Source organism: Empedobacter sp. GD03861, assembly GCF_029840885.1.
Taxonomy (GTDB): Bacteria; Bacteroidota; Bacteroidia; order Flavobacteriales; family Weeksellaceae; genus Empedobacter; species Empedobacter falsenii_B.
On the sequence record NZ_JAOCDJ010000011.1, the window covers coordinates 26,589 to 49,766 of the forward strand.

At 31.2% G+C, this 23,178-nt stretch carries 21 protein-coding genes; 7 read left to right on the plus strand and 14 right to left on the minus strand.

What is annotated here, in order from left to right; genetic code table 11:
• Nucleotides 1-32: 32 nt before the first annotated feature.
• From N5D03_RS07680 to N5D03_RS07700, 5 genes are all read right to left on the minus strand, one after another.
• Nucleotides 33-983, minus strand: a complete 951-nt coding sequence (locus N5D03_RS07680; RefSeq protein ID WP_114999386.1) for a D-2-hydroxyacid dehydrogenase — start codon at nucleotides 981-983, stop codon at nucleotides 33-35.
• Between the two features lie 87 nt (nucleotides 984-1,070).
• Nucleotides 1,071-2,141, minus strand: a complete 1,071-nt coding sequence (gene serC / locus N5D03_RS07685; RefSeq protein ID WP_038337000.1) for a 3-phosphoserine/phosphohydroxythreonine transaminase — start codon at nucleotides 2,139-2,141, stop codon at nucleotides 1,071-1,073.
• 162 nt (nucleotides 2,142-2,303) lie between these two features.
• Complete coding sequence (locus N5D03_RS07690; protein ID WP_280049708.1) at nucleotides 2,304-3,563, minus strand: aminotransferase class I/II-fold pyridoxal phosphate-dependent enzyme; 1,260 nt, start codon at nucleotides 3,561-3,563, stop codon at nucleotides 2,304-2,306.
• A 93-nt stretch (nucleotides 3,564-3,656) separates the two neighbouring features.
• Complete coding sequence (locus tag N5D03_RS07695; RefSeq protein WP_038336998.1) at nucleotides 3,657-4,694, minus strand: pyridoxal-phosphate dependent enzyme; 1,038 nt, start codon at nucleotides 4,692-4,694, stop codon at nucleotides 3,657-3,659.
• Between the two features lie 129 nt (nucleotides 4,695-4,823).
• Nucleotides 4,824-5,978, minus strand: coding sequence for a GlmU family protein (locus tag N5D03_RS07700; protein WP_038336997.1), 1,155 nt, complete (start codon nucleotides 5,976-5,978; stop codon nucleotides 4,824-4,826).
• Between the two features lie 161 nt (nucleotides 5,979-6,139).
• On the opposite strand from N5D03_RS07700, the gene aroB reads away from it, so the two are divergent.
• From aroB to N5D03_RS07725, 5 genes are all read left to right on the plus strand, one after another.
• On the plus strand, nucleotides 6,140-7,192 hold the full coding sequence (gene aroB, locus N5D03_RS07705) for a 3-dehydroquinate synthase (RefSeq protein ID WP_114999381.1): 1,053 nt from the start codon (nucleotides 6,140-6,142) through the stop codon (nucleotides 7,190-7,192).
• A gap of 113 nt (nucleotides 7,193-7,305) precedes the next feature.
• Nucleotides 7,306-7,716: a peptide-methionine (R)-S-oxide reductase MsrB gene (gene msrB / locus N5D03_RS07710; protein WP_038337020.1), complete on the plus strand. Its 411-nt coding sequence runs from the start codon at nucleotides 7,306-7,308 to the stop codon at nucleotides 7,714-7,716.
• Nucleotides 7,717-7,761: 45 nt separating this feature from the next.
• Entirely contained in the window at nucleotides 7,762-8,148 is a 387-nt protein-coding gene (locus N5D03_RS07715) for a hypothetical protein (protein ID WP_280051311.1), read from the plus strand.
• Nucleotides 8,149-8,157: 9 nt separating this feature from the next.
• The gene (locus N5D03_RS07720) at nucleotides 8,158-9,492 is read left to right on the plus strand and encodes an MATE family efflux transporter (protein WP_280051312.1); all 1,335 of its coding nucleotides are present in this window, start codon (nucleotides 8,158-8,160) and stop codon (nucleotides 9,490-9,492) included.
• Between the two features lie 95 nt (nucleotides 9,493-9,587).
• The gene (locus N5D03_RS07725; RefSeq protein WP_052217996.1) at nucleotides 9,588-10,199 is read left to right on the plus strand and encodes a hypothetical protein; all 612 of its coding nucleotides are present in this window, start codon (nucleotides 9,588-9,590) and stop codon (nucleotides 10,197-10,199) included.
• Nucleotides 10,200-10,377: 178 nt separating this feature from the next.
• On the opposite strand, the gene N5D03_RS07730 is transcribed toward N5D03_RS07725, so the two are convergent.
• The 9 genes from N5D03_RS07730 to N5D03_RS07770 all read right to left on the minus strand — a co-directional run bounded on the left by N5D03_RS07730 (nucleotide 10,378) and on the right by N5D03_RS07770 (nucleotide 21,704).
• Entirely contained in the window at nucleotides 10,378-11,652 is a 1,275-nt protein-coding gene (locus N5D03_RS07730) for a TolC family protein (protein ID WP_280051313.1), read from the minus strand.
• A gap of 1 nt (nucleotide 11,653) precedes the next feature.
• Nucleotides 11,654-14,761, minus strand: a complete 3,108-nt coding sequence (locus N5D03_RS07735) for a CusA/CzcA family heavy metal efflux RND transporter (RefSeq protein ID WP_280051314.1) — start codon at nucleotides 14,759-14,761, stop codon at nucleotides 11,654-11,656.
• Between the two features lie 13 nt (nucleotides 14,762-14,774).
• Nucleotides 14,775-15,905, minus strand: coding sequence for an efflux RND transporter periplasmic adaptor subunit (locus N5D03_RS07740; RefSeq protein ID WP_280051315.1), 1,131 nt, complete (start codon nucleotides 15,903-15,905; stop codon nucleotides 14,775-14,777).
• A gap of 41 nt (nucleotides 15,906-15,946) precedes the next feature.
• On the minus strand, nucleotides 15,947-16,645 hold the full coding sequence (locus tag N5D03_RS07745) for an MgtC/SapB family protein (protein ID WP_219034440.1): 699 nt from the start codon (nucleotides 16,643-16,645) through the stop codon (nucleotides 15,947-15,949).
• Between the two features lie 249 nt (nucleotides 16,646-16,894).
• Nucleotides 16,895-18,262 carry a HAMP domain-containing sensor histidine kinase gene (locus tag N5D03_RS07750; RefSeq protein WP_280051316.1) on the minus strand — a complete coding sequence of 456 codons (1,368 nt, stop codon included), beginning with the start codon at nucleotides 18,260-18,262 and terminating at the stop codon, nucleotides 16,895-16,897.
• A complete protein-coding gene (locus N5D03_RS07755) occupies nucleotides 18,246-18,935 on the minus strand; it encodes a response regulator transcription factor (RefSeq protein WP_114999365.1) in 690 nt (229 codons plus the stop codon). The genes N5D03_RS07750 and N5D03_RS07755 overlap by 17 nt, the downstream gene beginning before the upstream one ends.
• A 120-nt stretch (nucleotides 18,936-19,055) precedes the next feature.
• On the minus strand, nucleotides 19,056-19,745 hold the full coding sequence (locus tag N5D03_RS07760; protein WP_114999363.1) for an SDR family NAD(P)-dependent oxidoreductase: 690 nt from the start codon (nucleotides 19,743-19,745) through the stop codon (nucleotides 19,056-19,058).
• The gene (locus N5D03_RS07765; protein ID WP_280051317.1) at nucleotides 19,714-20,703 is read right to left on the minus strand and encodes an ABC transporter ATP-binding protein; all 990 of its coding nucleotides are present in this window, start codon (nucleotides 20,701-20,703) and stop codon (nucleotides 19,714-19,716) included. Before N5D03_RS07765 ends, N5D03_RS07760 begins: the two co-directional genes overlap by 32 nt.
• Entirely contained in the window at nucleotides 20,700-21,704 is a 1,005-nt protein-coding gene (locus tag N5D03_RS07770; protein WP_280051318.1) for an iron ABC transporter permease, read from the minus strand. The genes N5D03_RS07765 and N5D03_RS07770 overlap by 4 nt, the downstream gene beginning before the upstream one ends.
• Before the next feature lie 85 nt (nucleotides 21,705-21,789).
• Between N5D03_RS07770 and N5D03_RS07775 the strand changes: the two genes are divergently transcribed.
• Together N5D03_RS07775 and N5D03_RS07780 are read left to right on the plus strand one after the other, a co-directional pair.
• Nucleotides 21,790-22,152 (plus strand): hypothetical protein, encoded by a 363-nt coding sequence (locus N5D03_RS07775; protein WP_280051319.1) that lies wholly within the window; start codon nucleotides 21,790-21,792, stop codon nucleotides 22,150-22,152.
• 51 nt (nucleotides 22,153-22,203) lie between these two features.
• A complete protein-coding gene (locus N5D03_RS07780) occupies nucleotides 22,204-23,178 on the plus strand; it encodes a TQO small subunit DoxD (RefSeq protein ID WP_260509588.1) in 975 nt (324 codons plus the stop codon).

Consider the following 23,178-nt stretch of genomic DNA (forward strand, 5'->3'; position numbering starts at 1 on the left):
TTGAATAGTTTTAGATAGAATGAAACTCAAAATTATTTTCCGTAAATCTCAACGATTTGCGAAGCTAATTCAGTTCCAATTCTGTCCTGCGCTTCATTCGTAGAACCTGCAATATGAGGAGATAATGACAAAGATTCGTTCATCAACAAGCCCATTTCTGGTGTTGGCTCATTCTCAAAAACATCTAAGGCTGCTCCAGCAACTTTTCCGTCTTCAATTGCATCAACCAAAGCACGCTCGTCAACTACTCCACCACGAGCCGTATTAATTACAATCACGCCATCTTTCATTTTTGCAAATTCTTTTTCACCCAAAATATATCCATCTTGTGCTGGAACATGCAGCGAAATGAAATCTGCTTTTGTAATGACTTCATCAAAATCAACAGAAGTGATGGTAAACGTTAATTTTTGACCATCAAAAAATTCTAATTCAATGTCACGTGTTGCTGGGAATTTATCATACACTAAAATATTCATTCCTAAACCAATCGCTTCACGAATCACTTCTACACCGATACGGCCAAAACCGATTACACCCATTGTTTTTCCTCTCAATTCGATTGCTTTTGCGTAAGCTTTTTTCAATCCATTGAAGTTAGAATCTCCTTCTAAAGGCATATTACGATTGGCTTGGTGTAAATTACGAACGATAGAAAACAAATGCGCAATTACAAATTCTGCTACAGATTGAGAAGAAGATGCTGGCGTATTAATCACCTGAATTCCTTTTTCGCGTGCATAAGCAACATCGATATTGTCCATACCAACTCCTCCACGACCGATAATTTTAAGATTTGTCGCATCAATCAAAGGTTGACGAACTTTAGTCGCAGAACGCACTAAAAGTACTTCAACTCCATTTTCGTTGATATAATTTTCTAATTGTTCTTGTGCTACGTGAGCAGTTATTACTTCGAAACCTTTTGCTTCTAAAGCTTCTATTCCTGCCTTAGAAATTCCATCGTTTGCTAATATTTTCATGTTATTATTATAGAATTAAGATGTGAGATTTTAGATGTTAGATAATATATTTCTCAATACTAATATCTAGCATCTAATGTCTGCTGATTAACCAAATTTTTGTTCAAATTGTTTCATTACTTCTACCAAAACTTGAACAGATTCTAATGGTAAAGCATTGTACATAGACGCACGGTATCCACCAACATCACGGTGACCAGCCAAAGAAACAACTCCAGCTTCTTTTAACATTGCATCAAAATCAGCTTTGAAATCTTCGTTATTTAAGACAAAAGTGGCATTCATTTGAGAACGATCTTCTGTTGCAGCAGTTCCTGTAAATAATCCGTTACGATCAATTTCAGCATACATTGCATCTGCTTTTGCAGTATTAATTTTTGCAATCGCTTCTACTCCACCTTGCTCTTTTAACCATTGTAAATTTAACATGACACCGTAAATTGCAATTACTGGCCACGTATTAAACGATGATTCTTTTTTGATATGTGTTTCGTAGTTTAAATAATCGGGAATATTACGTCCCGTTTTACCTAATAAATCTTTTTGAACGATTGCAACAGCAGAACCTGCAGGTCCCATATTTTTTTGGGCTCCAGCATAGATTACACCAAATTTAGAAACATCAATTGTGCGAGATAAAATATCCGAAGACATATCACAAACTATTGGAACTGGAGAATTTGGAAACTCTTTCATTTGTGTTCCAAAAATGGTATTATTTGATGTGCAGTGGAAATAATCAACATCTGAAGGAACAGTATATCCTTTTGGAATATAACTATAATTTTGATCTTTTGAAGAAGCAATAACTTCGATTTCTCCGAAACGCTTCGCTTCTTTGATAGCATTTTCTGCCCATTTTCCTGTTTGTGTATAAGCTGCTTTTCCGCCTTCTTTCAATAAATTGTAAGCTACAGTAGGAAATTGCAATGAAGCTCCACCTTGCATAAAAACTACGTCATGTGTTTCTGGAACATTCATCAATTCTTTTACCAACGCTCTTGCTGTATCAATTACTTCTACCGCATCTTTGCGACGGTGAGAAATTTCTAAGATTGATGTTCCTGAATTGTTGAAATCTAAACAAGCTTGAGCCATTTTGTCGAAAACAACTTGTGGTAAAATGCATGGTCCTGCACTAAAATTGTGAATTTTCATAATTAAAATTGTTGTGTGTTTGTGTGTCTAATTTGTAAACAAATATAGTAAATCAAATATGGAAAAAAGTGAATAATTACTTAACTTTTGAACAGAATACAAACAAAAAACCCTAAACTAATTCAGTTTAGGGTTTTTCTATTATTTGATTGAATATTTATTTTAGTATTGAACAAAATCAACATTCAATTCTTCTGCTTTGCGTTTGTAATATCCGTCAGCTAATTTATCTTTAATCTCAGCAAATGAGTTTAACGTATATTCGATGTGTTCGTCTTCGTGAGCAGCAGTTGGAATAATACGGAAAATAATCATTCCTTTTGGAATAACTGGATAAACTACTACAGAAACGAAAATACCATATTCTTCGCGCATTTCTTTTGCCAATACAGTCGCTTCGATAGGAGAACCATTCAATACGATTGGCGTAACACATGTGTTAGAACCTCCAATATCAAATCCTCTTTCTTCTAATCCTTTCTGAATTTTTTCTACATTGTGCCATAACTTATCTTTAAGCTCTGGTTGAGAACGTAATAACTCAAGACGTTTTAAACCTCCGATTACCATTGGCATTGTCAATGATTTAGCAAAAATTTGAGAACGTAAGTTATATTTTAAAATACGAATAATGTCTTTGTTACCTGCAATAAATGCTCCGAAACCTGCCATAGATTTTGCAAAAGTTGAGAAATAGATATCAATCTTATCTTGACAACCTTGCTCCTCTCCGGCTCCAGCTCCAGTTTTACCTAAAGTACCAAAACCATGTGCATCATCAACTAATAAACGGAATTTGTATTCGTCTTTGTAAGCAGCAATTTCTTTTAAAATACCTTGCTTACCTGTCATTCCGAAAACACCTTCTGTAATCACTAAAATTCCGCCTCCTTGTTTGTCGGCTAATTTACGTGCACGAATAATTGTTTTTTCGAAACTTTCGATGTTGTTGTGTTGGTAAATAAAACGTTTACCAAAGTGTAAACGAACACCATCCACGATACAAGCATGACATTCAGCATCATAAACGATTACATCATTTTTAGATACTAAAGCATCAATTGTAGATACCATTCCTTGGTATCCAAAATTCATTAAATAAGCAGACTCTTTTTGAACAAAATCAGCCAATTCTTGCTCTAATTGTGCGTGAAAATCTGTTTGTCCAGACATTGCGCGAGCTCCCATTGGATAAGCCATACCATATTCAGCTGCCGCATCAGCATCAGCTTTACGAACTTCTGGATGGTTAGCTAAACCTAAATAGTTATTGATTGACCAAGTAATTACTTTTTTACCTTGGAATTCCATTACGGGTCCAATTTCTCCTTTTAACTGTGGAAAAACATAATAACCTTCACCATAATCAGCGAATTGACCTAATGGTCCAGGGTTCTGTTTTAAACGTTCAAAAATGTCCATTTTATTATAGTTTAATTTTTTATTAATTGAAAAAAAGTAGAAAGTGAACGAACACTACCTACTTTAAATATTTAATTTTTACAAATATACGTATTATTTAATTCTTTCGACTGTTGCTCGAGCTTCTAAACCATTGAGTCTGCTATTTGTAAAGCCTTGCTCTGCCATCCAATCATCACTAAAAACTTTTGTCATATAGCGCGAACCATGGTCTGGATACAAAATTACAACTAAAGAATTTTCGTCAAATTCTCCAGCTTCAGCCAATTGTTTATATGCTTGTGTTGCAGCACCAGAAGTATATCCTGCCATAATTCCTTCTTTCAAAGCAATTTCTCTTGTACGATAAGCAGCTTCTTCGTCTGTCACTTTGATAAAAGAATCAACCATTTCAAAATCTAAAGCTCCAGGAACTAAATTTTTTCCCATTCCTTCGATTCTGTAAGGATAGATATCATTCTGATCAATTTTTCCAGTTTCGTGATAACCTTTCAATATTGATCCATAAGCATCAACTCCGATGATTTTCACATCTGGGTTTTGCTCTTTTATATAACGTGCACTACCTGTCAAAGTTCCTCCTGTACCTGTACAACCGATTAGGTGAGTAATTTTACCCTCTGTTTGATTCCAGATTTCAGGACCTGTTGTTAAATAGTGAGCTTCTGTATTCCCTTGATTAAAATATTGATTAATATAAAGAGAATTTGGCGTTTCCGCAGCAATACGTTTTGCTACTTCGTAATATGATCTTGGATCATCAGCAGGTACATTCGCAGGGCACAAAAATACTTTTGCTCCCATCGCTTTCAAGAATGAAATCTTTTCTGCCTTTGTTTTATCCGATACCGCTAAGATACATTTGTACCCTTTTACGATAGCCACCATAGCTACAGCAAATCCAGTGTTACCTGAAGTTGTTTCTACAATCGTAGCACCAGGTTTTAATAGACCATTTTTTTCAGCCTCTTCTATAATATGTAAAGCTATTCTGTCTTTTGTTGAATGTCCAGGATTGTAACATTCTAACTTTGCATAAACTTCGCCTGGAATGTCTTGGTTAATTCTGTTTAACTGAACTAATGGAGTATCTCCAATTAACTCTAAAACGTTTTTATATTTACCAGTCATTTCACAAATATTCTTTTCTAACAAAAAGCAAAATTAAGGATTTTTTAATTAATTGTTAAAAGATTAACACGTAAAATTAATCATATTACAATTTTAAACTTAAATTCTTATGATTTACTCGTTATTAAATTAGTTATTATTTAAATTAAAAATATGTTCTAAAATTCTTTTATCAGCAAGTGTAAAAGCAATTTTTCTTCTTTCCATCATTTTTTCTGCAGCTTCACAAGCTTTATCAAAATTAAAAACAGGAGCGTCTGATTGTCCACCCCAACTATAATGTTTAATCATATTTGGTGGAAAACCTGATTGAAAAACGTTCGCACAAACTCCAACAACTGTACCAGTATTAAATTGTGTATTGATTGCAGATTTAGCATAATCGCCCATTATTAAACCACAAAATTGCAAACCTGTTTTTACAAATCTTTTTTGGTTATAACTCCATAACTTTACTTCTGCATAATTATTTTTCAAGTTTGAGTTATTTGTATCCGCGCCTAAATTGCACCATTCTCCAATTACAGAATTCCCTAAAAACCCATCATGTCCTTTATTTGAATATGCTATTAGGATTGAATTATTTAATTCACCACCAACTTTACAAAAAGGACCAATCGTACAACCAGCATATATTTTTGCACCCATATTTATTTTTGCATGCTCGCATAAAGCTAATCCGCCACGAATCATAGAACCTTCCATAATTTCGGCATCTTTTCCAATATAAATTGGACCTTCTGATGCATTCAAAATAGAAAATTCAACTTTCGCACCTTCTTCAATAAATATTTTTTCAGGAGCTAAAACTTGGTTGGTTGTAGATATTGATTGAGAAGTTCTTCCTTTTGTCACCAAATCAAAATCAAATTCAATTGCCTGGAAATTGTAAGTAAACAGATCCCAAGAATGTTGTAGATGAATTACTTCATCTTCAAATTGAATAATATCTGATGTGATTTTTGGAGTTTCTTCAGTTGATTTAACTGCTACAAGTTGATTGTCAAAAATTAGGGTTTGGTTTGGTTTTAAATTCTTTATCGCTTCAATTAATTTTTCATTCGGAAAAAAAGTTGGGTTGATAAATGTATTTTCTGTTTGAAGTTTAGCAGGAAATTTTTCTTGCAAATAAGGTTTCGTTTGATAAGAAACCTCTGTATTTAGTATTTTTTCCCAACGTTCTGCAAAACTCAATATCCCCATTCTTAGGGCAGCTACAGGTCTTGTAAATGTTAGGGGCAAAAAATCTTCCCATTCTTCGCCATCAAAAAGAACTATGTTCATTGATCTATGAATTTGTGCAAATTTAAAAATAATTATTTTATAAGTCGATAATATCAATATAGATTCTATCGACAGCCCTCCTAAAATAAATCATTCAAAATATTTGGTTGATGTAAAAAGGTCGTCGTAATTTTAGGCACATTTTAAAAACATTTTTCATTTTGAAATCAGCTCCGATTCATTTTGGTTCAATCGCATATATATTAGACGATTACCTTGCAAATAACACTTTTTCTTCTATCTTCTTTTTGGTAGATGAGAACACTCATGTGCATTGTTTACCGCTATTATTAGCCGATTTGGACAATATTTCTGCTTACGAAATCCTTGAAATTGACTCTGGAGAAGAAAATAAAAACATCGATACTGTAACTAATCTTTGGTTAGCATTAAGCGAGTTGGGTGCAGATCGTCATTCATTAGTTATTAATGTTGGTGGTGGAGTTTTAACGGATATGGGAGGTTTTATGGCTTCTACTTTCAAGCGTGGAATCAAATTCATCAACATTCCAACTACGTTATTATCGCAAGTTGATGCTTCTGCTGGTGGAAAAAATGGAATTGATTTGGAAGGAATGAAAAACATGATTGGGACATTTACACAGCCGGAAATGGTGTTAGTTGATCCTAAATTTTTGTTGACATTAGAGCAACGTCAAGTAAAATCTGGCTTAGCCGAAATGTTGAAACATGGTTTAATCAAAAATCGTGATCATTGGGATAATTTGGTGCAATTACCTTCGCACGATGCCGAATCTTTAGCTCCTTTTATCATGGATTCTATTCATATCAAAGAAAATGTGGTTGACAATGATCCATATGAAAAAGGTGAACGCAAAATTTTAAATTTTGGTCATACAATAGGTCATGCCATCGAAAGTGAATCCTTAGAAACTGATTTTCCGCTTTTACATGGAGAAGCAATTGTAATCGGAATGATTATTGAGACATTCCTTAGTTATGATCAAGAATTAATTTCTAAAGCTGATGTGGAAGAGGTTTGCGAAAGTTTTTCGTCAATGTATGCATTAAATACAATTGATATGAAAATTTTTCCGAACTTAATGGAATGGATGAAACACGACAAAAAAAATCAAAACAATTCAATCAACTTTAGTTTGATCAACAAGATTGGAAATTGTCGTTATGATGTAGTTTGTACTGAAGAAGAAATCAGACAAGCTTTTGAAAAATATAATCAATGGATTGCCTAAAAAAATATACTTCTTTTTTTGTTGTTGGATTAATAATGAGCCTTATGGCTGCTTGTACATCTCAACACAAGAAAGAAGATGCTAAAGTAGAACAACCTTCAAACACTGTTACGATGAACGAAAAACCTCAATTCAATATCAATAAGTCAAACGAAGAATGGAAAAAAGAACTTTCTTCTGAAGAATATTATGTTTTAAGAGAAGCTGGAACAGAACGTCCTTTTACAGGAAAATTCAACATGCATTTCGAAAACGGAATTTATACATGTAATGCGTGTGGAGAAGAATTGTTTTCTTCTTCTTCTAAGTTTGATGGACATTGTGGTTGGCCAAGTTTTGACAAAGAAATAAAAGAAGGTAAAATTGTAGAACGCGTAGACACTTCGCACGGAATGAAGAGAACAGAAATTCTTTGCGGAAATTGTGGAAGCCATTTAGGACACGTTTTTGATGACGGACCTACAGAAACTGGTTTACGTTATTGTGTGAATTCGCTTTCGTTAGATTTCAAACCTGTTAAATAATATCAAAAGCTGTTTCGACAGCTTTTTTTAATGTAAAAATACTTTATGAAAATACTTCGTATTATTATCGTTCTTATCTTATTGTTATTAATTTATAACGGTGTTTACAATTACAATTTAATGGTGAATATAAGAACAACCGATCGTCCGATTAATCCATTGCGCTCTATCTTTTTCGGTTTTTATTTCTTCTTAATTCTGTTGAATTTGATTGAATATATTCGAGGAAAATTTACATACGGATCATTCAAAAAAGTAATTTATTATTTGATTTTCGCTGGATATTTAGCGTGTATTTTCATGTTCAAATACAACGATTATCACATTCCTGGCTTACCACTTTTAGCTTATTTCACATTGGTCGGAACTACCTTATTTATGTTGAGTCAAATCATCAAAAACAAACCACCATACAAACGCGTAAAAAAATAATTTTTCGTAATGAGTTTGGTTTTGGATAGAATTACGTTCAAACAAATTAATCAATTAGCGATTCCTGCTATTTTTTCAGGAATTGCCGAATCTCTTATTACCTTAACCGATATTGCGATGGTGGGTAATGTAAAAGAATATTCGGTTGAAGCACTTGCTGCGACTGGTTTAGTTGGTTCTTTTCTTTCAGGAATTATTTGGATAGTTGCCCAAACCAAAACTTCTATTTCGTCTTTGGTTTCGCAAAGTTTTGGAGCAAATAAATTGGATAGTCTCAAAACTTTAGTTCCGCAAGCGATGTATTTCAATATATTTTTGAGTTTACTTATCTTTATACCAACGTATTTTTTTGCACAAAATCTATTCGAATTGTACAATGCAAAAGATTTGGTTCTTCAATTTTCAGTAGATTATTACAAAATCAGAGCATTTGGTTTTCCATTAACACTTATTTCGCTCACTCTTTTTGGAGCATTTAGAGGAATGCAAAACACCGTTTGGGCAATGAAATGTAGTTTAACAGCTGCATTTGTTCATGTCTTTTTAGACTATATTCTAATCTTTGGAGTAAATGGGATAATTCCCGCTTATCATATTAAAGGCGCTGCTTATGCAAGTTTGATTGCACAATTGATTATGGTAATTATGGCGTTTTACTACTATTTCACGAAAACTTCATTTGGATTAAATCCAGGAAAAACCATTCATCCACTTTTTAAGAAATATATCAACTTAAGTTTCAATTTTATTTTACGAACAGCTTCGTTGAATGTTACATTTTTTCTTGCGAATTCTTACGCCACCGATTACGGAAAAAATTATATCGCCGCGCAAAGTATTTTGATGAATATTTGGTTGTTCTTTTCATTCTTTATTGACGGATATGCAGGTGCTGGAAACGCGATGGCAGGTCGTTTACAAGGCGAACGAAACTATCCTAAACTTTGGATTTTAAGCAAAGATATTTCCAAATATTCAGTTTTAATTGCGTGTATTTTAATTGCGATTTGTTTCATTTTTTATAATCAAATTGGGCAAATTTTCAATCAAGATCCAAATGTTTTGATCATTTTCAATTCTGTATTTTGGATGGTTTTATTAATGCAACCAATCAACACATTGGCTTATATTTTTGATGGATTTTTCAAGGGAATGGGCGATGCAAAACTCTTGCGAAACAACTTAATTATCGCAACATTTCTTGGGTTTCTACCAACCATTTATCTTGCAGATTACTTTGGTTTAAATATTTATGGAATTTGGATTGCATTTGGAATTTGGATGTTTTTACGCAGTTTTCCATTGATGTATATTTTTAGAAAACGAGTTTTTGAATCGAATTAGATCTATTATTCAAGCACTTCAATCTATTTTTTTAGATAAATGCAACATTCATTTATTTTTTGCGTCATTTATAGTATATTATTAAAACTATAAAAATGAAGCAACTATTAAAATTTACTTTCTCTTTATTCTTAATTTCAAATTTTGCATTCAGTCAAAATACAATAAAAATGACTTATAAATACGGAAGCGATAATGGTGAAATTCAAGATATCACTGATTTTGAAAATATTTATATCGAAACTTTAAATTTTGAGGGAGATTTACTAAACGGAAAAAATTATCAAATTAATCTTGAAGAATATAAAAATGGAAAATTTACTACTAAAAAGTTACTTTTTGACTCTTCAGAATCTGATTATTTCAAGATTAATTCAAATTCATTATCATTAAAATTCTTTTTCAAAATGAGTGATGGAAAACTTAAAACATATATTAGAAGCGATCTTTTTGGAACAAAAAAATCTTATTTCATTCTTATGAATGATTCAGATAAATATGCTTTAAAAGATTTTTTTGGAGAGAAAAAAGAAATAACAATCAATCCAAATAAGAAAAATGCAATATTTACTATTCTCACTCCAACAATTCATCCAGATGGTTCAGGTTCATATTGTGAAGTTGCTCAATCAGATATTGCACCAGAAAAATTGGGCGAACATTTCAAAATTCCACATTATTTTTTAGTTACAATTAATTTTAAATAAATAGCATTAAAAAAATCCAACTCTTCACAAAGTTGGATTTTTTTATTTCATCTAAATTCTATTTTCCTAAAGTGTAGAAATAGAAGCTTGTTGAATTTTTCCGTTGAAATATGTCCTAGACATTTAATTGAAAAATCATCACGAAAATAATTCATAAATCTTTAGAGTTAGTAAAGATTTAAAAATCAATATCCCAAATTCCTACTACTCTTTCTAAGTCAATAAGACCTGAAGCACAATTATAAAGAGTTTCCAAATATTGATTTTGAGTTTCATTATAAGTACGTTGAGCGTCTAGAACCTCTAACAAAGACGAATTTCCTCTTTTGTAACTGTATTTTTTAGCCTCTAATATTAAATTCGCATTTTTTAATATTTCAATATCAAATTGTTTCAACTGTTTTTTATAACCTTCATACAACTCATATGCTTCTTTTACTTGAGATTTAATCTCTAATTCTATTTGTTTATAATTTAGCTCCTCTTGTTTAAATTGCATTTTAGCAACCTTCAATTCATTATTATATTTATTAGAAAATTTCAATGGAATATTTACTCCTCCTTTAATTTGTGTGAACTGAGGAGTTTCTGCTATCAAATTTCTAACAGCTGTTGAATGCTCTAATCCTAAAATCAGTCCCAAATCTATTGCACGATTTGCTTTGGCTAAATCAATCATTCTTTGACTAACATCTTTACTTTGCAAGGCTACTAATAAATCTGTTCGATTACTTAAGGCCATTTCAGTCAAATTGATTAAATCAAAATCACGTTGAAACGTTTTCAAATCTCCTACTGTAGAAAATAAATCTGCATATTGATCAATTCCCATAAAAGTTGACAATCGAATTTTTGATGTAGCAAAATCTGTTTCTGCTTGTATTATTTCATTTTTTAATGACTGAGTTTCTAATCGACTTTGTCTTGCATCAGTTTCAGAAATCTCTCCTAATTTGAATCTTATTTCATCCGAATTTGCTAACTGATTCATCATGTTATAAGAATTCTCTTTTACATTCAACATTTCTTTCTGATAGATTGTTTGAAGAAATCCTAATGTTGCGTCTGCTTTTAAATTTTTGAAATAATCTAAAAGAATTAATTTCGTTAATTCAAATTCACTTTTAGCTAAATTAATTCGAGCTTTTCTTTTTCCTCCTAATTCTAAAACCCATCCAACTTCCGCTGAATATCCAAGTCCCATTTTTCTTTTGGCTTCTCCATTATCAAAATATTCAAATTGAAGTTCGGGATCCGTAAATGCTTTTGCACTTAAAATTTCTGTTTCGGCAATATCTACATTAAAGCGTTCTGCTGTATAAGAAATATTGTTTGCCTGAACTGTTTCTATAAATTTTTTATAATCTAACTCGTTTTCACTTGTTGTTTGAGCAATTAATTTAGTATTTACTATAAATAAACTACACACAACTAATAACCAATATTTTTTCATTTTAATCTTGTTTTTGATTAACTGATTTTTCTACTGAATCTTTTCCCCATTTCTTTTCGATCATATAATACAAAGCTGGAAGGGCAAAAAGTGTAATGATTGTTGAGAATAATAATCCGTATACGATAACCGTTGCTAATGGACGTTGAACATCTGATCCTATTCCTGTTTCTAATGAAGCTGGTAATAATCCTAGAATCGCAACTGTAGCTGTCATCAAAACAGGTCTGAAACGATTTTTTGTACCTTCTATAACAGCTTGAGAAAGTTCCATTCCTTTATTTTTCAGTAAATTGATTTGAGAAATCATAATCACTCCATTCTGAATTGCAACTCCAAATAATGCAATAAAACCAACTGCTGAAGATACATTCAACGTCATTCCTCTTACATTTAAAGCTAACATTCCACCGAATATCGCCAAAGGAATAATTCCTATTAAAAGCAAAGCTTGTCTCAATTTACCGAATGCTGCATATAAAAGTATAAACATGACTAATATTGCAATTGGAATAATAACTGAAAGTCTTTTATAAGCTCTGTCTTGATTTTCAAACTGTCCACTCCATTTAATATGATATTGACTATGGTCATAATCAATATTTTGTTCTATTTTATTTTGGGCTTCTTTTAGGAAAGAACTTAAATCGCGGTCTCTCAAATTCAGTTTTATTGTCAAATGACGTTTATTCATTTCACGCGTAATTGTACTTTCTCCTGTATTTAGTTTTACATCGGCAACTTGCGCTAATGGTATTTTTACACCATCTACATTTGTCAAAGTTAATTGTCGTATTTTTTCTGGTGTATTTCTACTATCTTCTTTATATCTACAAGTAAAATCATATACTCTATCATCTGAAAATATTTGAGAAATAGCTTTTCCTCCAATTGCGACTTCTATTAATTCTGAAACATCAGAAACATTCAATCCATATTGTGCAATTTTATCTCGATTAGCATGAATTTGAAGTTGAGGTAAAGGTGGTTCTTGATCTATTGATACATCAACAGCACCTTTTACCATTTTTAATTCTTTCATGATATTCTCAGTTATTTTACGTGTTTCAGTAAAATCTTTCCCATATATTTTTACAGCCAACTCACTATGTGCTCCTGAAATTTTATCCATAACGCCATCAATCATTGGTTGTGAAAAACCAACTGTATATCCTGGCATACTAGCATACTCTGATTCTAATTCTCGAATCAAATCATTCTTCGTTTTTCCTCTAGGCCATTCTTTATATGGTTTCAGTCCTATTGAAACTTCAAAATGAGATGCTGTCCATGGATCTGTTCCGTCATCATTTCTACCAGCTTGAACCATTACATAGGTAACTTCGTCATATTTCATTGTATGTTCTCTCAATACATCGCTCATTTCTTTTGACTTCTCTACCGATAATCCTGGAGGTAATTCTACTTGTAACCAAATAGAACCTTCGTCTAATGTTGGTAAAAAATCTTTTCCAACAGAAATAGATAATACTGTCGCGCTAGCAAGAATTAGAAGTAATGGTAGAATAACTTTTTTGGGTTTAGCAATTATTTTTTTGATAACCTTTGAATAAGATTTCGTCAGCTTTTCCAACCATTTATTATGATAAATTTTTCTTGGTTTTTTATACATTACAAATGCTAATCCTGGGATTAATAAAAGTGCAACTGATAAAGCTCCAAGTAATGCATAACCAACAGTAAAAGCCATCGGAGTAAAAAGTTTACGTTCTACTCTTTCAAAAGCGAACAATGGTAAATAAGCTGTTATAATAATTAGTGTTGCAAAAAATATTGGTTTTGCTACTTGCTTTGCAACCGTTGAAATAGTTTTCTCCTTTAATTCTTCTTTAGGATTTTCCTCTCTTTTTTTCAAAACGGTTTCCATCATCACAATAGCTCCATCTACAATAATTCCGAAATCTATAGCTCCTAACGAAAGTAAATTAGCTGGAATGGATGTAAAATGCATTAATATAAATGCTATAAGCAATGAAATAGGAATTGTTATAGCTACTAGAAGAGCTCCTCTCCAACTTCCAAGAAATACAATAAGTACAATAACGACTAAACAAATACCTTCCATTAATGTGTACGAAACAGTATTAAGTGTTGTATCGACTAAATCTGTACGATCTAAAAATGCATGTATTTTTACATCTTTTGGCAACAAATCATTATTCAATTCATCTACAGCTTCATGAATACCTTCTAAAACTACAGAAGTATCTTCTCCTTTTAACAATAGAACTATCCCTTCAATTCCGTCACTATGATTTCGGCTTTTATCGCTATAACCTAAAATTCCTTTTCGCTCTAAGTTTCCATATTTTAATTCGCCTATATCTGATAATAAAACAGGTACACCTTTTTCTGATTTAATAACAATCTTACCAAAATCTTCTAAATCTTTTACAAGACCTATTCCTCTAATCACATATCCTATATCTCCTTGAGGTAATGTACTTCCTCCTGCATTAATGTTATTTTTTTCTATTGTTTCTACAATATCATTTAACGAAACATCATACTGAGTTAATTTATTTGGATCTATTTCTATTTGATATTGCGTTGTAATTCCTCCAAAATTTGTTACTTCTGCAACTCCTGAAACTTGATTAATTCTTGGTACAATAACAAAGCGTTGTAAATCTGTTAATTCTCTTAAACTCTTTGTATCACTTTCAATAATATAACGAAATACTTCTCCAATAGGAGATGTTAAAGGATCTAATCTTGGTTCAGCTCCATACGGCAACTCAATATCATTCAATCGTTCTTGAATTCTCATACGAGCCCAATAATCATCTACTCCATCTTTAAATACAATCGTAATTATAGATAATCCAAATGTACTTTTGCTACGCATAACATGCATACCTGGTAAACCATTTAGCTCTCTTTCTATTGGAATTGTTATTTGTTGTTCTACTTCTTCCGCAGCCAACCCAGGAACTTGAGTTACTACTTGCGAAGTTACATCAGCGATATCAGGATAAGCTTCGATAGATAATTGTTTCCAAGAATAATATCCAAAGAATGCAGCCAAAGAAAACAAAGCTACCATTAACCATTTTTTGGCAATCGCCATTTCTATTAGTTTATTCATCTCAATAGCTTATTTATTTTGCTCCCATTAAAAAGATACCTCCTTCAATCACTACTCTTTCTCCTACTTTTAAACCATCTGTAACACGAACAAAATCGTTATTTTCTGAAGTTCCAATTGCTTTTACATTTGCTTTTCGATATTTTCTATCACCTATTTTCACAAAAACATATTGATTTTCTTTTTCTTGAAAAACAGCTTTTGCAGGAAGGATTATCTCTTCTTTATCTAGACTATTCAATGTTACGTTAACATACATTCCTGGTTTTAAAACAAATTGATTATTATCCGTTTCTATAAGCACATCAACACTCCTCGTTTCTTCATTTAATAATTGTCCTATATTAATTACTTTTCCTTCGAATATTTTTGATGGAAAAGCATCAACTGTAAATGTTATATGTTTTAACTCTTCTAAGAAACCTAAATTATGTTCTTTTACTTGTGCCGAAATCCATACCTTTGATAATTCTGCTACTGTAACTAAAGCTTCATGATCTTCTTTTATGAATTGTCCAACAACTAAATCACTGCTTACAACTCGTCCAGAAATAGGAGACCGAACAATTAAAGATTGCCCCATTCCTACTCTAGAAGATGAATTAAAAACTTTTAATGATGCAGCAGTTTGATCTGTTGCTATTTTCTTTAACTTGTAATCTGTCTCAGCCTCCTCTAATTCTCTTTTTACACCTACAGCATGATTGTATAAATCTTTTTGACGTTTCAAATTCATTTCTGCTTGTTTTAACTCTTGCTGAGCTGAAAAATATTCTTGCTGAGCTGAAAAATATTCTGAAGATTTTATTTCAAAAATGGGAGAGCCTTTTTTCACATACTGTCCCAATGTGACGAAAGATTTTACTATGCGTCCTGCAAAAGGCGATGCTACCTGAGCAAATCGTTCAGGAATTGCTTTTACAACTCCTGTCGAACTTAACTCCGATTCTATCGTTTGAAGTTTTGATGTTTCTAATTTCAATTTAGATTCTATTGGAGAATTTTCTGATAATTCTATTTCATTATTTACCCAATAAAAATCTGGATTATCAGTTTGCTCTGTTTTATTTTTACAACTATTCGTCAAAAACATTGCACTTCCTACTAAAAGCAGTATAAAATGAGTTAATCTTGTTATTTTCATGAGATATTTTTTCTGTATATTCTTATTACTGTTTATTATTTTTACACTTCGTTACTTATAATTTCCCAACGAATTTTCTGGACATCTTTTTCAATTGTTAATCGACTTGCTATTTTTTCTAAAAGACTATCTTGTTGATTTAAAGCTGATATTTCTGCTGAAATCATTACAGAATCATTTATTAAATCATCATCACTTGAAAGAGACTTCATCATAAGATTTTCATTATTCTCTATTGATCGCATTAGTAATACTCTCAAATGATTTTCTACATCATTTCTACATTTTATTACCAATAAATATTCAGTATCCTTGTGGTTTTTATTTTTGAAAGAATAACGATAAATGTGATTGCTAATTGGTCTTAATAGTAGATGCGCTAACATTATAATTGAAGTAAGTATAACTGCTTCTATTGAAAGTCCTGAACCGACAAATAACCCAATTGCTGCTGAACACCAAATGGTAGCGGCAGTATTCAATCCTCTTACACTTAATCCATCTTTCATGATTACTCCAGCGCCTAAAAAACCTATTCCGCTGATAACATATGAAGCTATTCGTCCTACTGCATCACCTCCGATAGAATAAGACATTAATATAAACGCTGCTGAACCCACACATACTAAAGTATTTGTTCTTAATCCAGCACTTTTTTGACGATATTCTCGCTCTAAACCTATTGCAGCTCCTAATAGAAAAGCTAATCCTAACTGCATTGTAAAATTCATTAAATTCATTTTATTTCCTTTTTTAAGACAAACCAAAATTTCAATTATCTCAAAAGCAGTTATAAATGAATCTTAGGTTTATTGTTTGACAAATTGGGAATCTGTTTCCATTATATTTTTTTCTGGTGCAAATTTACAATACATCAAAAGCTACTGCTGTTAGAAACCCTTTAGAAGAATATTAGAATTTTATTAGAACAAAAAAAGCCTGCTAAATAGCAGGCTTCCATTATTTTTTTTTTAATGATTTAAGTTTTATTATGACTTCTTCAATACGATCTGAAAAATAGTCTCTTTTCCTTCTTCAGAATATAATTCTAAACGAGCATCATGTAAATCGACAATTTTCTTTGTCAGAGGTAATCCTATTCCTTGTCCTTGAATATTTTTATGTTTATCACTTCTAAAAAAAGGTTTAAAAATCAATGCTAATTCTTCTTGATCAATTTTATCTCCTTTATTAATAAAATTAATTTTCACGTCTTTATCATCAAAATCAACTTGAACAATACAACTATTATTAATTGAATATTTGCAAGCATTTTCTATTAGATTAGTAAAAGCAACCTTTAATAAATACTCATTTCCTATAACTGCAACTTCGTTTTCTTCTTCTGGTATTCTAATAAAATTTAAATCTACTTTATACTCTTTATTGCTTTTTTGAATTTGCGCAACAGAATCTAAAAGTATTTCATCAATCCGAATCGTTTTAAAATTTATTTCCGAAGGATCATAACTTGCTTTTGCCATATCAAGCAAACTATTTGAAAGACGAACAATTCTTTTCGTATCATTCAATGCAAATTGGATTAACTGTTGATACTCTTCATTAGTATGCACTTTATCTACAGCCATTTCTAACTCTGTTATAATTGCAGCCAAAGGTGTACGAAGTTCATGTGCAATATTAGAAACAAAGTTTTTTTGTGCATCAAAAGAGTTTTCTAATCGTTGCAACATTTGATTAATTGTTGTTGTTAATTCTGCTAACTCATCTCCTTTTGACTTCAATTCAATTCTCAAATCTAAATTCGAAGCAGAAATTTGTTTGGCTTTATTTGTTATTTCTTTTACTGGATTGATTGCTTTATTTGTAAAAAAGAAAGCAGACAAAATAATTAATAGCAAAGAAAGAATATAAATCAGTATGATGTTTTTCAATAAATTGTTCATTTTACTGTATCCATATTCGTCTAAAGCAGCCGCTGTTACAATGTAATGATTGCCATCTACAACATAATTCATTCCAACCACTTGCCATTTATCTTGATAAAAAATTACAAATCCTTTTTGTTGTATTTCATCAAATAATTCGTCAGTTTCTTTTACAAAATCTATTTCAACAGCATCATGATAAAGTAGTTTTTTGTTTTGATTATAAACCGCAACTTCTACTTCATTGATTGTTTGTCTATTATTATGATAAATATTATGTAAAACTTCTGAAGGAACTTTAGCTTTAAGAAAAAGATTTGATTTTGTAATTGCTTCTTTTTTCAATAATTCAAAAAACTCTTTTTCTCTATCTTTTTTAGCTGAATAATAAATAATAAAAGCAAAAAAGAAAAGTATTGCAGCTGTAAGCAAAGTGAATAAAATCGTCAGTTTAACTTTTATTTTCATCTTTTTTAAATATAAATCCCTGACCTGTTTTTGTGTGAATTAGTTTTGTAGAAAAATGTTTATCAATTTTATTTCTTAAATAATTTATATAAACATCAATAAAATTAGTTCCTGTATCAAAATGTGTGTCCCAAACATTTTCTGCAATTTCATTTCTAGACAAAACTCGTTCTTTATTTTCTAGCATATACTGTAATAATCGAAATTCTTTAGGTGTTAAATCAATTTCTTTTTCTTCTCTTTTTATAATTTTAGTATGAAGATTCATCTCTAAAGTATCATATTTTAATAAAAAGGATTGTGAATTATGATTAAAATTTCTTTTTGATAAAACCCCTATTCTAGCAACAAGTTCTCGCATTTCAAAAGGTTTCACCATATAATCATCTGCACCAGCATCAAATCCTTCTACTTTATCATCTGTTGTTCCAAGAGCTGTTAACATAATAATAGGAAGAAAAGGTTTCTGTTTTTTGATTTCTTGACAAAAATCTAATCCACTTAATTTAGGTAAAATTATGTCAGATACAATTAAATCATACTCTTCGCGAAGAGCTAATTTAAGTGCCATTTCACCATCATAAACTACAGTAACTTCGAATCCATTTTCTATTAATCCTCTTCGAATTAATTCAGACATTCTTTGATCATCTTCTACTACTAAAATATGCATACTACAAAAATAAGGTTTTAGTTTTAAGGACATTCCATTAATTTCAAATAAAAAAATCTGCATAAAAACTTATTTTTTTATGCAGATTACATCTTCTATATAGATTCTTATTACGTTTTTTTATGGCGTAGAAATAGAAGCTTGTTGAATTTTTCCGTTAAAATATTTCCAACCGTTTAATCCAAAATCGACCAAATATTCGGCCATTTCATCTGGTTGTAAAGGCGCAATATATCCCGGAAACGCTTCTTCTAACATTTCTGTTTGCACCGCTCCTAACGCTACTGCGTTTATTCTTGGACCAAGTTCATTTAATTCTTCTGCTAACAATTCAGTCAAATTAACCGTTGCAGATTTTGAAGACGAATAAACAGACAAACCAGGAAATTTCACCGAACCTTGTACAGCTCCCATCGTCGAAATATTAACTACATGAGAAGATGTATCAAATTTTGGCATCAAAACTTGTATCAAGCGATAAGGTGCCATAAAATTAATCTGCCAAGAAGTTAACAAATCCTCTTGTTGCATTTCTATAAATGGTTTGTTGATACAAACTCCCGCATTATTGTACAAAACATCTACTTTATTCCAAGATTCCACAGCTTTCAAAACATCTGAAATCTCATCAAAATTAGCCAAATCAACACCGATAAACTGATATTGATTTTCTTTTGCAAAAGCTGTTAATTCCTTCAATTTATCTACATTTCGAGAGACTGTCAACACTCGATTTCCTAATTCCAAATGTTGTTTTGCCAATTCAAAACCAATTCCTCTACTCGCTCCCGTTACAATTATATTTTTCATAGTGTTGTACAAAATTTACAATTTCTTCTATCGTTTCAAACTTTATTCCTTCAAAGATGATGTTATTTTCTGTGATTTCAATATGATTTTCCGCATTATTTTCAACAGAAATTCCATTACGAATTAAGGCATTTTTTACCCAAAAAGCCAATTCCGAATTTCCTTTTACACCAATCGTTTTAGAAAATGATTTTTGTGTCGAAAAGCGATTATTTTTTTCATCATATATCAGATTTTGATTGGATAACTTCTGAATAATTTGATGCTCAAAAGCCATTTGTTCTGGAATATTTTCGAAAAGGTTTCCATTTTCAATCCACCAAATTTTATCTGCTTTCTCTAAAGCAAAATCAACTTCGTGTGTGATCATTAGAAATGATTTATCTGTTTTTAATTTTAATTCAGTCAATAAATTGAAAATACGATATTGATTCGCTAAATCTAAATTAGAAGTAGGCTCATCCAAAATTACCAATTTAGCATCTTGACATAATGCACGTGCAATCATCACCAATTGTAATTGACCTTCGCTAATTTCATTCGCAAATTGATTTGCTAAATTTGTAATTCCAACCAATTCTAAAACCTCATCAATTAAGTTTTGTTCTTCGTTAGAAATCTTTTTCAAAACCTTGTGATAAGGCAAACGTCCCATGGCAACCAATTCCGAAACTTTGATTTTTGGAACAATCGACAAACGTGGTAAAACAACTGCTATTTGCTGTGCAATTTCTTGAGAAGATAATTTTTTGATTGGCTTATTTTCTAAATAAATTTCTCCATTCAATGTTTTCTGAAAACCTAAAATCGAATTAATCAATGTTGATTTTCCTGCTCCATTTTTTCCTAAAACAGCAACTAATTCATTCGAATTTATAGTCGCATTTATAGCCGAAACAATTTCTTTTGAACCATATCCAACTGAAACATTTTCTAATTTCAAAACGGTATTTTTCATCGCACTTCATTTTTATTATTCAACAAAATACTAATGACAATCGGCGCTCCAAACAATGCGGTAATGATATTAATTGGTAATGTTCCGAACGGAAAAACTTCTGTCAAAATCGAAAATAATAACATAAAAAATATTCCAGAAACAAAAATCCATCGGTACAAAATTTTCATATCACCTGTTCGTAATAATGTTCTACAAATATGTGGAACTGCCAATCCAATGAAGCTAATTGGTCCTGCAAAAGCCGTAGCAGATGCCGTTAATAAAGCTGTCGAAACTAAAATCGTGAAACGTAATTTTTTGATATTAATTCCTAATGATTGTGCATATTTTTCGCCCAATAATAAGGCTGTAATTCCACGTAAAGTAAATAATGAAACAATAATTCCGCTCAAAATAAATAAACCAAAAACGCCTAATTGTTCCCAAGACAATCCGCTTAATGAGCCAAATCCCCAAACTAAATACGTTTTTATTTTATCGGAAGGAGCAAAATATTGCATCATGCCAATTAATGCACCTGCTAAACCTGCAACCATAAATCCGATAATCACCAAAGATACAGATGATTTAACACGAAATGATAATGAAATAACCAAAAACAACGCGACAATTGCGCCTAAAAATGAAGCTATAATTGTAATCCAAGGATTATTAAGAAATTCTTCTAAACCAATCATCGAAAAAAGAAAAATCACAATCGCAACGCCTAAACTTGCCATCGAAGTTATTCCCAAAACAGAAGGTTCTGCCAACGGATTTTTGAATAATTCTTGCATTAAAAAACCTGAAATTGGCAACGAAATTCCGACCAATAAAGCAGTTAATGATTTTGGTAAACGAAAATTAAGAACAAGATTATGCAACATTTCGTCTGAGTGACCAGAAAACACATTAAAAATTTCGATGAAAGAAATCGAAACTTTTCCAACGCTTAAACTCAAAACGAAAAGTAAAAGTGTTAGAATTATTAAAACAAAAAATAGTGGTTTTTCTTTCATCAAGACAAAGATAGAAATTCTAATAATTTCTTAAAGTTTAATTGTGAATTGGTTTTTATTGAAAATTAATGATTAGTTTCGTTCCATGAATTTTAGAAGTTTCGTTTTAATCATCTCTTCGATTTTTGTGCTACTTACACCATGTAGCATTAAAGCTTCTATTCATACGATTTTGCAAGTAGAAAATGTTCATCAAACAAAAACTTCTCAAGTCAAAATCAATCAAAATCATTCGAATTCGTGTACGGTTGTTAAGTTTGAAACGATTAAAAAATCGACAAAAAATCTTGATACTCCGAATTTTGATTTACCAGATTCATCTATTCATTTCATTGTATTAGCACGTTCTTCATTAATTGAAGAAGATATTGATTCGAATGAAATTCAATCACCAAAAATACCTTTTTATCTGTTGTATAAGCAATTGAAATATTCGTTGATATCTTAATTTTTCACAATTAATTTAGACAACAATATTCAATCACTTATATAAAAATTCATGCAAAATAAATCTGTTTTATCAATGGGTAATGCTGTATTGGCGTTACGTTTAGTCATTGGTTGGACGTACTTTTCTGCCTTTTGGAGGCGTTTAATTTTAGAAAATAAACTTGATCCAGAAGCTGCGGGTTATATTGGCGAAAAATTCAATCATTTTTTACCAAATGCCCTTTTCATCAAACCACTTATTCAATATTTAGTCGAAAATCCTGAAGCCTTACTTTGGAACATGTGGATTTTCACCATTGTAGAAGGCGTTGTAGGCTTACTCTTAATGCTTGGTTACAAAACACGAATCATGAGTATTGCCGTTTTCTTTTTGGCAATGGGAATTTTACTTGGTTCGGGCTGGATTGGTACAACTTGTCTGGATGAATGGCAAATTGGTGTTTTAGGATTAGCTGGAGGTTTTACGTTATTTCAGGCTGGTTCTGGAAAAATTTCGTTGGATTATTTTTTCAATAAAAATCAATTTATTCAACAAGAAAATAATTGGAATTCAATTTCAATCAAAAAGTATAGACCTTATTTTGTAGGTCTTAGTTTTTTTATTTTATTCGTTACTTTGTTTACAAATCAGGTTTTTCATGGTGGAGTTTACGGGACTTTGCACAATAAATCTGTCAAACCAAAAGTAGAAATATCTAATTTGAAACAATATCAAAACAAGGTTTCATTTGATGTAATGCGAATAGAAGGCGCTGATGTTTATGGCTCTTTTTTAATCCAAATTGATTTTCATAATCATCAAAATGAAATAATTGAAAGTTTGGATATGAAAGAGTTATCTAATTTAGACAAACAACAAATTTCAAATTATTATGTAGCAAAAGTTACACCGCACAAACACAGTTTGGTGTTACCTTTGGGTGCGAAAGCAAATCTGAATTTTGATATTTCAGACAAAATTCACAAAGTAGTTTTAACCGATATAAGCGGATTACAATGGGAACAAACAATAACAAATTTATAG